Annotated in this window: 12 protein-coding genes; 9 read left to right on the plus strand and 3 right to left on the minus strand. The window is 44.1% G+C overall.

What is annotated here, in order from left to right:
- Window positions 1-95 precede the first annotated feature (95 nt).
- From natA to AC07VD_RS16950, 3 genes are all read left to right on the plus strand, one after another.
- A complete protein-coding gene (gene natA / locus AC07VD_RS16940; RefSeq protein WP_042977288.1) occupies window positions 96-836 on the plus strand; it encodes a sodium ABC transporter ATP-binding protein NatA in 741 nt (246 codons plus the stop codon).
- Window positions 837-1997 carry a sodium ABC transporter permease NatB gene (natB, locus tag AC07VD_RS16945; RefSeq protein WP_426722992.1) on the plus strand — a complete coding sequence of 387 codons (1161 nt, stop codon included), beginning with the start codon at window positions 837-839 and terminating at the stop codon, window positions 1995-1997.
- A 135-nt stretch (window positions 1998-2132) separates the two neighbouring features.
- On the plus strand, window positions 2133-3065 hold the full coding sequence (locus tag AC07VD_RS16950) for an aldo/keto reductase (protein ID WP_426722993.1): 933 nt from the start codon (window positions 2133-2135) through the stop codon (window positions 3063-3065).
- A 38-nt stretch (window positions 3066-3103) separates the two neighbouring features.
- On the opposite strand, the gene AC07VD_RS16955 is transcribed toward AC07VD_RS16950, so the two are convergent.
- Window positions 3104-4168: a DUF4352 domain-containing protein gene (locus AC07VD_RS16955; RefSeq protein WP_003234750.1), complete on the minus strand. Its 1065-nt coding sequence runs from the start codon at window positions 4166-4168 to the stop codon at window positions 3104-3106.
- Window positions 4169-4190: 22 nt separating this feature from the next.
- Entirely contained in the window at window positions 4191-4322 is a 132-nt protein-coding gene (locus tag AC07VD_RS16960) for a hypothetical protein (protein WP_003246334.1), read from the minus strand.
- A 173-nt stretch (window positions 4323-4495) separates the two neighbouring features.
- On the opposite strand from AC07VD_RS16960, the gene AC07VD_RS16965 reads away from it, so the two are divergent.
- Window positions 4496-5917, plus strand: coding sequence for a YcdB/YcdC domain-containing protein (locus tag AC07VD_RS16965; RefSeq protein ID WP_494721863.1), 1422 nt, complete (start codon window positions 4496-4498; stop codon window positions 5915-5917).
- 186 nt (window positions 5918-6103) lie between these two features.
- Window positions 6104-7465 (plus strand): YcdB/YcdC domain-containing protein, encoded by a 1362-nt coding sequence (locus AC07VD_RS16970; protein ID WP_494721864.1) that lies wholly within the window; start codon window positions 6104-6106, stop codon window positions 7463-7465.
- 7 nt (window positions 7466-7472) lie between these two features.
- Here the strand turns inward: AC07VD_RS16970 and cwlK are convergent, their stop codons facing one another.
- Window positions 7473-7976 (minus strand): peptidoglycan L-alanyl-D-glutamate endopeptidase CwlK, encoded by a 504-nt coding sequence (gene cwlK, locus AC07VD_RS16975; RefSeq protein WP_042977282.1) that lies wholly within the window; start codon window positions 7974-7976, stop codon window positions 7473-7475.
- Window positions 7977-8098: 122 nt separating this feature from the next.
- Between cwlK and rapJ the strand changes: the two genes are divergently transcribed.
- From rapJ to AC07VD_RS16995, 4 genes are all read left to right on the plus strand, one after another.
- A complete protein-coding gene (rapJ, locus tag AC07VD_RS16980; protein ID WP_185184481.1) occupies window positions 8099-9220 on the plus strand; it encodes a response regulator aspartate phosphatase RapJ in 1122 nt (373 codons plus the stop codon).
- Window positions 9221-9326: 106 nt separating this feature from the next.
- Window positions 9327-10103, plus strand: coding sequence for an SDR family oxidoreductase (locus AC07VD_RS16985; protein ID WP_119898971.1), 777 nt, complete (start codon window positions 9327-9329; stop codon window positions 10101-10103).
- Window positions 10104-10127: 24 nt separating this feature from the next.
- On the plus strand, window positions 10128-11813 hold the full coding sequence (locus tag AC07VD_RS16990) for a glycoside hydrolase family 13 protein (RefSeq protein WP_327826124.1): 1686 nt from the start codon (window positions 10128-10130) through the stop codon (window positions 11811-11813).
- A gap of 187 nt (window positions 11814-12000) precedes the next feature.
- Window positions 12001-12960: a metal ABC transporter substrate-binding protein gene (locus AC07VD_RS16995; protein WP_494721865.1), complete on the plus strand. Its 960-nt coding sequence runs from the start codon at window positions 12001-12003 to the stop codon at window positions 12958-12960.
- Window positions 12961-12984 lie beyond the last annotated feature (24 nt).

Consider the following 12984-nt stretch of genomic DNA (forward strand, 5'->3'; position numbering starts at 1 on the left):
CGACATAAAAAGAACTCTTTGCGACAACTTTATCCAACTAATCCAGCTTTTCGTATATAGTCATTACTAGAAATAAAGATAAGGGAGATTGTGACATGATTACACTGACCGATTGCAGCCGCAGGTTTCAGGATAAGAAAAAAGTAGTCAAAGCGGTGCGAGATGTAAGTTTAACAATTGAAAAAGGAGAAGTCGTCGGCATTCTCGGAGAAAACGGTGCCGGCAAAACGACGATGCTGAGAATGATTGCTTCCTTGCTTGAACCATCACAGGGTGTAATCACAGTAGACGGCTTTGACACGGTCAAGCAGCGTGCTGAAGTCAAAAAAAGAATCGGTGTCTTATTCGGAGGAGAAACCGGGCTTTACGACAGGATGACCGCTAAAGAAAATCTCCAATACTTCGGCAGGCTGTATGGGCTGAACCGCCACGAGATCAAAGCAAGAATAGAAGATTTATCGAAACGGTTCGGCATGCGCGATTATATGAACCGGAGAGTGGGCGGGTTTTCGAAAGGCATGAGGCAGAAAGTCGCCATTGCCAGAGCGCTGATTCACGATCCGGACATCATTTTATTTGATGAGCCGACAACTGGGCTTGATATTACGTCAAGCAACATCTTCCGCGAATTTATACAGCAGCTGAAAAGAGAACAAAAAACGATTCTTTTCTCCAGCCACATTATGGAGGAAGTGCAGGCGCTCTGTGACAGTGTCATCATGATTCACAGCGGAGAGGTGATTTACCGAGGGGCGCTTGAATCACTATACGAGAGCGAGCGCAGTGAGGATTTGAATTACATCTTTATGTCTAAGCTTGTCAGGGGGATTTCTTAAATGCTGAGCCATATTTATAAAAAAGAAATGATCGACGCTTTGCGCGACAGAAAAACGATTTTACTCACAATCTTAGTGCCGATGATTATGATGCTTGGACTTGTCTTTTTTTATGAAAGCATGCTGTCCGACAAAGGGGAGCAGTACACGCTGGCTGTCGGCCATTCGCTTCCGCCCGCACTGGAAAGCAAGCTTAATGAGATTGACGAAATCAGCGTAAAAACATTTGCAAAGCCTGAAGAGGCAGTTGATGAAGGAAAAGCAGATGCCTATCTGAACGTCCCGAAAGAGTTCGACTCATATGTCAACAGCATGACACCTTTTAAGGTTGATGTTTACGGCAATTCAATCGATCAAGGGTCTTCAAATGCCATGCAGCTTGTGCAGTCTGCCTTAGATCAGTACAAAAATGAAATTGTGCAGCAACGTTTAACAAATAAGCGCATTGATCAATCGGTCATCCAGCCATTTACGATTCAGCAAAAGGAAGCGGATGAGGAGAAAGGGACTTCCGCTATTATGCTTTCCGCCATTCTGCCCATGCTGATTCTGACTTCCATTGTTTCCGGCGCAATGCCGATCGCTCTTGATATCATGGCCGGTGAAAAGGATCGGAAGTCAATCGAGGCGCTGCTATTAACGCCAGTCAGCAGAAACAAAATGCTGGTCGGCAAGTGGCTTGCGGTTTCCACTTTTGGCGTGGCTTCAGGTGTATTGGCTTTGGTGTTTTTGATTTTGTCCACCGTGTTATTTACCGAAAATTTAAAAACGGCCTTCCAGCTGGGAGATCATATGTGGAGTGTAATCGGCGCTTCAGCCTTAATCATTGTGCTCTCTGCATTGCTGATATCTGCGATGGAGCTTTTCATCAGCATCATGTCCAGCTCGGTAAAAGAAGCGCAAAGTTATATGTCTCTCGTCGTCTTTTTGCCTGTATTCCCGATGTTTTTCATCTTCAGCAAGGCACCGAACCAATTTGACTTATCATACTTTCTCATCCCGTTTCTGAACCTGCATGCGTTATTTAAACAGCTCTTATTCGGGATGGTTGATCCGGCTGCCATTTTATATACGTCGGGAATAATCGCCGTGCTGATCGCCATCTTCTTTTTACTAGCCAGAGCCTGCTTCCTGAAAGACAAATGGGTTCTCCCAAAATAAACTTGCGAAAGGAGAAATACACTTTCTCCTTTTTGTATATCCTGAAAAAAGAAGGAAAATAGAAAAAGGATATCTAATACAAAAAGTGACCCTGCACTATTTTTCATCAAAATTGGTTTCAAAGGAGAAGGAACAATGGATCAAACACGTACACTCGGCAAAACGAAGCTGAAGGTGAAGCGGATCGGATTCGGCGCGAATGCGGTCGGCGGGCATAATCTATTTCCAAATCTAAATGATGAAACAGGGAAGGATTTAGTGCGCACGGCATTGGATGGCGGCGTCAATTTTATCGATACCGCCTTTATATATGGATTGGGGCGATCTGAAGAATTAATCGGCGAAGTCGTACAGGAACGCGGCGTGCGGAATGAGCTCATCATCGCCACCAAAGGAGCTCATAAAGAAGTGGACGGCAGCATTGAATTAGACAATAGCCGGGAGTTTCTTCGCAGCGAGGTCGAGAAGAGCCTGAAGCGGCTGAAAACAGATTACATTGATTTGTATTATGTTCACTTTCCGGATGGAAAAACACCTCTCGCTGAAGTGGCGGGCACTTTGAAAGAGCTGAAGGATGAGGGGAAAATCAAAGCAATCGGCGCTTCGAACCTCGATTATCAGCAATTGCAGGATTTTAATGCTGATGGCTATTTGGAGGTCTTCCAGGCCGAATATTCTCTCATACAGCGTGATGCCGAGAAAGAGCTTCTTCCATACTGTGAACAACAAGGCATTTCCTTTATTCCTTACTTTCCGCTTGCGTCCGGACTGCTGACAGGAAAATTCACGCGAGACACAGTCTTTGATGATTTCAGAAAGGATAAACCTCAATTTCAGGGTGAAACGTTTATCCACAATCTCAAAAAAGTAGATAAGCTGAAAGCAGTAGCGGAGGAAAAACAAGTGGATACGGCACATGTCGCCTTGGCGTGGCTGTTAACGAGACCGGCGATTGATGCCATTATTCCAGGAGCTAAACGACCTGAGCAATTACAGGATAACCTGAAAACCTTGAACATTGAACTCACCGAAGATGAAGTGAATTTCATCAGCGACATTTTTAAATAAAAAGGAAATAGCCGTCAAGGCTATTTCCTTTTGGTGTTTTATTCTTTGATGAATGCTTCGACTAATTCTGCTGCTCTGTAATCATCCATATCAAGCTGCCATTGGTCGATGTCATTTTTCTTCATTTTCACTTCAACTGTTTTTTCAGATGAAGCAGGTCCAAGCTTTTTGAATTCCTCAGGGTAGACTTGAAGCGCGTATTTCACTGCCTCTTCATAGCTGGCACTAGAGTTTTTACTGTAGTAGTCTTTCACTTTGTCTTCGATGCGGTCTGAAAGAGAAGATGCATCTACAGGTTTAACTGTGGCTTCAACAATTGCTTCGTCTTTAGAGATTGAAGTCGTTTTTGCTTGAATGGAAGAGTTTTTGCTTAATCCCTCTTTAATGCCGTTCACGATATTATCAAGCGCTTTGCTGTCCGCATATGTGCTGGAAAGGCCGGAAGCTGAGAGATAACCGTCTTTGGCTGATTCATTAAAATCATTTACAATTTCATTTTTGTTAGCGCCGGTGATTTTTTCGAAATCGGCGTTATCTTTGCCGAAAAGAAGGACATCAACATAAGCTGATAACGCTTTTGCAGAATCTTGGAGCTTATCTGCCGTCGCCAGGATTTTTTTGTCTTTTCCGTCAATTTTAAAAGTAACTGATTTTGGCTTTTTATCACCGTAAGATTCCGGCGTATAGTTAAGCTCGTATTGCTTGCCTTTATCTACAACGAAGAAAAGATTTCCTTCAACGGATTTGTCAGCGTTAATCGTGCTGCCTTGAAGCTTTTCGCTATAGTCTTCAGGGTCTGTGTCAGACATTTTGGTATCACCTTGATACAATGTGAAATCCATACTGTCTACATTCAGCGGGTCTTTTCCTGTGTTTTTCACCGCGACATTGACTTTTAACACAAGCTGGTCATCTGAAGTGGACTTATCATATTTAGACGGAAGTGTGTAAGAGACATCCTTGATTTTGACTTGAGCTATATCTGAGCTTTTTTCTGTTTCTGATTCTTTCTTCTCCGCGCTTGTTTTGCTGCCGGAACAAGCAGCTGTAAACATCATCAGCAGAAGAATTAGGAAAACAGCGTACGTTTTTTTCTGAAACATTCATTTTTCCTCCTCAAATGGTTTAGGAAAGGGGAGTCTTTTGTCTTTGAGAAATGGATCTTTTTGAATGGATTAGCATCATATAACCAAAAAAATCAGTTCTTTTCTCACGGTTTTCACCGGATTTTCTGGAAACTCCGCCCTCCTTTGTCATGAATGGACCTATAAAAAGTTACAACGGAATTAATTTTAAGATTATTAGCTTTTATATTGAATAGGTTCATCATCCTATTTTTGGTGAAAAATGTTCTGGTAAAACTGGTAAACTCAGAAAACTGTGTATTTTAGACTATTACTTTTTGATTAGTTGGAGGGAACTTAAGAAGGATGAAAGGGGCTGCCTTTGTGAAGAAAGAGGGACTGAAACAAAAAGCACTGGAAATCGGCCGGGTGCCGACACAATTAAAACTGGAAATTGAAGATTATGGCGGTGATGACAAAAGAGTCTGTTTTTGTTGGACAGATCCTCAGGATGAGAATATAGGCATTATCGTGGAACTTGGACCGGATGGGGAGCTGGAATCCCTTTCCCGTGATATTGAGCCTGAAAGCGGAGAAAGGCTGTCTGAGGAGAAACTAGAGGATATCATGCGCCAATTTGTCGAGACTCATCATCCGGGGGCACTCTCTGCCTTTGTTCGTGAAGAAAATGACCGTGCATACGGCGATAAAGTGAGATTTTCATATGTTCAAATGGAGGCTGGGCTTCCTCTCCCCATGAGCGGATTTATGGCTGATGTTTCCTTATCAGGTGAGATCGTTTACTTCCGCTATTACGGCGAATCGGGCAGCATCATCAAGCCAAAGAGGGTTGCGGATGTTGAAGAGGCACTTGCCTTTATCAAGAAGGACGTGGAGTTCGACCTTTTGTTTGAGGTTCTCCATCGTTCTGTTTACAAAAACGGAGATGATCAGCCGCATTTGGTGTATGAGCCTGAATGTAGGGCGATTACCGTACCTGCGGATTTGGTTCAAGAAGAACAAGGTGGAGTTGATGATGACGATGATTACAGGGAGCCGGAGAGCTTTCCTCTCCCTTTATTCGAGGGCATCCGCGAAAAGGCCGATCCTGACAGCATGATTGGTATTGAAAATGGGTTTGTCAAAGAGCGGGAAGCGGATTTGGGAGATGGGAGAATCGGAATCGTTTGGCGGAATCCGGATGACCCTGTGTATCAGCCGGCGGATAAAAGCATGGACAGCTGGTTTAAGGGACGGACTCATCAAGTGCTGAAAACCATCTATCACAAAGAAACCGGAAAACTCGAAGGCGTCATGTCATTTATGGAGAAAAAAGGGCCGCTGACAGTAACCTTGGCAGAGTGTGAAAAAATCGCGCTTCGCTTTCTGTTTGCTTTATTTCCGAATGCCGATCAATATTTTAGGATCAGATACGACGAAAAGGATGAAGAAGAAAACGCAGTCGCTGGTTTTACGTTTGAAGCGCATTGTCACGGAGTTCCGATCCGATTTGGGCAGATCAGAATTTGTGTCAGCCGCCAGACAGGGGATATCACCGTTTATATGGGACCGGATATTGACCCAAATAAGCTGGCAGCCATTGATCCCATTCCGGCCATTTCAGTTGAACAAGCCAAGGCTATCTTTTGGCAGCATTTTAAAGTTGAGCTTGGCTGGGAGAGAGAATATCACGATAATGAAGAACACAGCTACCGGCTCGTCTATAAGCCGGTGTATCCGCATTTTATCGATGCACATACAGGAGAGGCTGTCTTCAGCATATGGTGAAACAGCCAAAAGTCACACAATTTCCTCGGATATGGAAGAGAGTATGTGATGAAAGTAACAGAAAGAATCTCGAAAAACAATGACAATAATAGAAAAGGACCTTTCTTCACTTTAAATGAAGAAAGGTCTTTTTATATAATAAACAGGATTCTCTTTGTCGTAGACTCTTTGAAAGGGATGACTTCATTGGTTAATAAACAGCTGAAAAAGAAGGCGCAGGAGATCGGAAATGTACCGACGCATTATGAGCTTGAGATAGAAGATTACGACCAAAAGCAAAAGAAGAACGGGCAGGCATATTTTATCTGGAAGGACCCTAAAGATCCGGAAAAGCACATTACAGTTGAACTTAGAAATGACGGCGCTTTGCTCACCTTTTCAACAACTGTCCGCTCCGAGACAGACAAACAACTTCCAGATGCCGAGCTGAAGCTGACGGCTCTTCAGTTTGCCGCTGCCCATCATCCCGGCACATTTATGAATTTTCATTTTCAAGGCAAGGAAGAACGGGGGCAGCACATCCGGTTTGTCTATACCAAAATGGAGCTGGGGCTTCCGATTCCCAATTCAGGATTTTTAATTGATATGACACGCAGCGGTCAGATTGTCCACTTTCTATATTACGGGGAAGGGCATAAAGCCGAAGTTCCGACGGAATTTGTAGCAAAAGAGAAGGTTGTGTCCCATTACTTAAACACAATGTCTTTTGAGCTGATGTACGATGTCATTGATGGCGAACAGGAACCAAGGCTTGTTTATGAACCGATTCTCCCGGGATACAGCTATCCCGCAGATGTAGACGAAATTGTGCCCGACCAGCATATCGCAGATGAAAGAATAGAAAACACGGCGCCACTGCCGCCGCTTCAGTACAAGGAAGAAGTTGATATATTTGCCTTGCTGGGTTTTACCTCTGATATGCAGAAAGTCAGTGAAAGAGACTTTGGAGAACAAATTGGAAGCACGTGGCGCAGGGGCGCTGCGCCGGAGCGTAAGGATTTAAGCATAGGAAGCTATTTTGAAACGAGAAATAAAAACACAATCAAAATGAAGACGGATAAAAGAACAGGAAAATTAAAAGCAACGCTTTCTTTTATGGAGCGGCCGAACAACCGCCAACGCTCCACGGAAGAATGCCAAGAGATAGCGCTTCAATTTTTGTATGCCCTCTATCCGAGAGCGGCTGAGTTTTTCAGGGTGAATCCCGTCCGAATTGATGAAAGAGGGAGAGTCCGCAACCATTTTTCTGTCTGGTATAAAGGAGTGCCGCTGCGGTTCGGCGCTGCCCGCATCATTGTCAATCCGGAAACTGGGTTGATTGACGCTTTTATGGCGCCTGATATTGAACCTGAACAATTGGAAGCGATAAATCACAGGCCGGATGTTTCCGCTGAAGAAGCGAGAGAAGCGTTTTTAGCCGCTTTTGATGTGAAGCTGGAATGGCAGCCTGACTTTACTGCAGGCAGTGACCAGCACTACAAACTTGTCTATAAGCCGGTTTACCCTTCCTATATTGATGCGCACATAAGGAAAAAGAAAAGGCTGTGAGGGGTGTCTAGTTAGGAATCATCTCCAAGTGGGGGTAGTCCTTGAATCGTTTCCAATCCCCGCCCCATTCAAAACCGAGTGTCTTAGCGATCTCGACAACCTCCAGCCAATCTGATTTTCCGTTTTGATTGCCGTCATATTCCATATCCCATATGATGCTTCCATCCTTTTTTTGAAGGGCGAAATCAATCGCTAAACCATAGTTATGATACGATTCCCCTCCTCTTGCATAGGTGACAATATTCCCTTTTTTTGTACGTCCCTGTTTATATAATTCATCTTGTTCCTTAAAGGACCTGAATCCTTCAGTAATGACGACGGTAATGCCTTTATTCGCTGCAGCGCCTTTGAGTGCATCGGCATTCTGCTTCACAATCGGATGAAGATCCGAGGGGACAGGCATGTCCTGCAGAGCGTTTTGAGAATGCCATTCATGCCGAATATAACTAAAACAAAGATCTAGAAGAAATAGAATACATAAGATAACAAATGTTTTTGCGGGTAACTTCATATCGGTCTCACTTTCTCAAGATGTGCTGAATGTTAACGCTTTTAAGTGATTGACTCTCTCTAAAAGCGAACAGCTATGATAAAATATAACATAAATAGTAGCAGGAGGAAGGAGGCAGACCGATGAGAGCAAAGATTCCATCAGAAGAAGTAGCAGTAAAGCTGAATGAATGGTACAAGCTCATTCGCGCATTTGAAGCAGATCAAGCAGAAGCGTTAAAGCAGGAGATTGAATACGATTTAGAAGATATGGAAGAGAACCAGGACTTGCTTTTATATTTTTCTTTGATGGAATTCCGGCATCGAATCATGCTTGATAAGCTGATGCCGGTGAAAGACAGCGACACCAAGCCTCCGTTCTCTGATATGCTGAACGAAATTGAAAGCAATCAGCAAAAACTCACGGGCTTATTGGAATACTACTTTTATTATTTCAGAGGAATGTACGAATTCAAGCAGAAAAATTTCATATTAGCGATCGACCATTATAAACATGCCGAGGAAAAGCTCGAGTATGTCGAAGATGAGATCGAAAAAGCTGAGTTTCTATTTAAAGTCGCAGAAGTGTATTATCACATCAAACAAACGTATTTTTCCATGAATTATGCGAGCCAGGCGCTTGATATCTATACGAAATATGAACTGTACGGTCGCCGCCGGGTTCAGTGTGAATTTATCATCGCCGGAAATTTGACCGATGTGTATCATCATGAAAAAGCACTGACCCACTTGTGCAGCGCTTTAGATCATGCCAGGCAGCTTGAAGAAGCATACATGATCGCCGCTGCCTATTATAATGTCGGACACTGTAAGTACAGTCTGGGTGATTACAAAGAAGCGGAGGGCTATTTCAAAACAGCCGCCGCCATTTTTGAGGAGCAAAACTTTCAGCAAGCTGTTCAAGCTGTATTTTCACTGACCCATATCTACTGTAAAGAGGGAAAATACGACAAGGCAGTAGAGGCGTATGACCGTGGGATAAAGAGCGCGGCTGAATGGGAGGATGACATGTACTTGACGAAATTCCGCCTCATTCATGAGCTGTATCTTGGAAGCGGCGACCTGAACGTGCTTACAGAATGCTTTGACCTGCTGGAATCAAGGCAGCTTCTTGCCGACGCCGAAGATCTGCTGCATGATACAGCGGAACGTTTCAATCAGCTGGAACATTACGAGTCCGCCGCTTTCTTTTACCGCAGGCTGCTGAATATTAAAAAGAAGCTTGCCGAGCAGCGTTTTCAATAGGAAATGGCAGAGAACTACAGGTTCTCTGCTTTTTTTGTGCTGTTTTCAACTCGGAAAAACAGGGTATTTTCCACTGCATAGTGAGAAACAGAGGAGGATATCAAGTATGTACAAAGATTTAACCGGAAAAACAGCGATTGTGACAGGGTCTTCAAAAGGAATCGGGAAAGCCATTGCGGAACGGTTCGGACAGGAGAAAATGAATGTTGTTGTAAATTACCACAGCGACCCGTCTGGAGCAGATGAAACTCTGGAAATCATTAAGCAGAACGGAGGGAAAGCCGTCTCAGTTGAGGCGGACGTGTCAAAAGAAGAGGGGATTCAGGCGCTCTTGGACACAGCTTTAGAGCATTTCGGCACGCTCGATGTGATGGTAAACAACTCCGGTTTTAACGGCGTTGAGGCGATGCCGCATGAGATGAGTCTTGAAGATTGGCAGAGAGTGATTGATGTCAATGTTACCGGAACCTTTCTGGGAGCGAAAGCAGCACTTAACCACATGATGAAAAACAATATCAAGGGCAATGTGCTGAATATCTCAAGTGTTCATCAGCAGATTCCGCGCCCTGTCAACGTTCAGTATTCCACATCCAAAGGCGGCATCAAGATGATGACGGAAACGCTGGCGCTCAATTATGCGGATAAGGGAATCCGCGTCAATGCGATAGCGCCCGGCACCATTGCCACAGAATCAAATGTTGATACGAAAAAGGAAGAGAGCAGGCAAAAACAATTGAAAAAAATCCCGATGAAAGCCTTCGGAAAGCCTGAAGAAGTGGCGGCAGCAGCGGCTTGGCTCGTATCTGAGGAAGCAAGCTATGTGACCGGCACAACACTTTTCGTCGATGGCGGGATGACACTTTATCCGTCTCAGCTTGAATAGAACACAAAACAGGGGGATTGCGGGATGAAAACAGACTGGTGGAAGGATGCAGTGGTGTACCAAATTTACCCGAGAAGCTTTCAGGACAGCGATGGAGACGGAATTGGGGATTTGCGGGGGATTATTTCCCGTCTTGACTACATAAAGGAGCTCGGGGCAGATGTGATTTGGATTTGCCCGATCTATCCTTCTCCGAATGTTGATTACGGCTATGATGTGACAAACCATAAGGCGATTATGGATTCTTACGGAACAATGGACGATTTTCACGAGCTGCTGGACCAGGTGCATCAGCGGGGATTAAAGCTGGTGATGGACTTTGTGTTAAATCACACCTCGGTCGAGCATCCGTGGTTTAAAGAAGCGGAGCTGGACAAAAACAGCAAATACCGCAGCTATTATTATTGGCGTCCCGGCACAAAGAACGGCCCGCCGACGGACTGGCTTTCAAACTATGGGTGCCCGGTCTGGCAATACGAGGAGCACACCGGAGAATACTATCTCCATATGAATGCCGTCAAACAAGCTGATTTAAACTGGGAAAATCCCGAAGTTCGCCAGGCGGTGTATGACATGATGAAATTTTGGCTCGATAAAGGGGTCGACGGTTTGCGAATTGATCAGCTCCATCTCATTTCTAAGAAAGAATATCTTCCTTCGTATGAGGACTATATCAATCAGCAGGCAGAGCCGAAGCCCTTTCAGCCAAATGGCGAACGAATCCATGACTATTTAAAAGAAATGACAGATGAAGTGTTTTCCCAATATGATGTCATGTCTGTCGGAGAGGTCGGCAGTGTCACACCGGAAGAAGGCCTGAAATATACGGGAACAGATAAGCATGAGCTGAATATGATTTTTCACTTTCAGCATATGGAGCTTGATCAGCAGCCCGGAAAAGAACATTGGGATTTGAAGCCCCTTGAGCTTTCTGATTTAAAATCGGTTTTGACAAAATGGCAAAAGAAGCTTGAACATCAAGGCTGGAATACATTGTTTTGGTGCAACCATGACCAGCCCCGGATTGTGTCCAGATTCGGAGACGATGGGGAATACCGCAAAACATCAGCGAAAATGCTGGCAACCGTACTTTATTTTATGAAGGGCACACCGTATATTTATCAGGGAGAAGAAATCGGGATGACAAACGCGCCGTTTACCCGGATTGAAGACTACAAAGATATCCAAACGATCAATATGTATCATAAACGGGTGTTTGAAAAAGGCTATGATCCAAATGATGTGATGAGATCGATCTTAGCCAAAAGCCGGGATCACGCCCGGACCCCGATGCAGTGGAACAGCGGCAAAAATGCCGGATTTACTGACGGCACGCCTTGGCTGAAGGTCAATCCAAACTTCACCGCAATCAATGTGGAGGAAGCGCAGGGAGATCCTGATTCGGTCTTAATCTATTACAAAAAGCTGATCAGCCTGAGAAAGCAGTACGCTGACCTCATGAAAGGGAGCTTTGATCTTTTGCTTCCGGATGATCCGCAGTTGTTTGTATACATGAGAGAAAACAGTAAACAGCAGCTTTTGTCGGTCAATAATTTTTCAAAAGAGCAGGCTGTTTTTCAGTGGCCCAAGAACTGCGGCAAAGCTCAGGCCTCTCTGCTTCTCAGCAATTATAACAACGATGATCTTGCTGACGAAATGGTGTTCCGGCCTTATGAGAGCAGGGTCTATCTTCTGGACAAAACAAACTAATGATTGAAGTAGCCCGGCATTTTTAGCCGGGTTTTTTTAGTACATATATTCGCTCTGCAGGCGGGAAGAATAAATGAAAATGAAATTTATTCTTGCAAAACGTAATGACTTCGGTTTATTATGATATAGGATTACAAAATCGTTATCATTTTGATTTAAAGTTTCTGAAAAAGAGGGGATATACGATATGTTTAAAAAATGGAGCGGTTTGTTTGTGATTGCAGCGTGCTTTTTATTGGTTGCAGCATGCGGCAACTCATCAACAAAAGGGTCGGCGGATTCAAAGGGTGATAAACTGCACGTTGTCACAACGTTCTACCCGATGTATGAATTCACAAAACAAATTGTAAAAGACAAAGGCGATGTGGATCTGTTAATCCCATCTTCCGTTGAACCGCATGATTGGGAACCGACGCCGAAAGACATTGTCAACATTCAGGATGCTGATTTGTTTGTTTATAATAGTGAATACATGGAGACATGGGTTCCGTCAGCTGAAAAAAGCATGGGCCAAGGCCATGCCGTTTTCGTTAATGCAAGCAAAGGCATTGATTTAATGGAAGGCTCTGAAGAAGAACACGAAGAGCATGATCATGGGGAACATGAGCACAGTCATGCAATGGACCCTCACGTATGGCTCAGCCCTGTTCTGGCACAGAAGGAAGTTAAAAATATTACGGCGCAAATCGTGAAGCAGGACCCGGATAACAAAGAATACTATGAGAAAAATAGTAAAGAATATATTGCAAAACTGCAGGATCTTGATAAACTATATCGTACAACCGCAAAAAAAGCGGAGAAAAAAGAATTTATCACGCAGCATACAGCTTTTGGCTATCTGGCAAAAGAATACGGCTTGAAGCAGGTTCCGATTGCAGGGCTTTCACCTGACCAAGAACCGAGCGCAGCCAGCTTGGCAAAGCTGAAAACATATGCCAAAGAACATAATGTAAAAGTCATTTACTTTGAAGAAATTGCATCCTCAAAGGTCGCAGATACGCTCGCCAGTGAAATCGGCGCGAAGACAGAAGTGCTGAATACACTGGAAGGCTTGAGCAAAGAAAAACAGGATAAAGGTTTAGGGTATATCGACATTATGAAACAAAACCTCGATGCCCTGAAAGATTCACTATTGGTTAAATCATAAGATAGTGTGCGCCGGAGGGTGCAC

It is taken from the genome of Bacillus sp. GW821-FHT01G09, assembly GCF_059422205.1.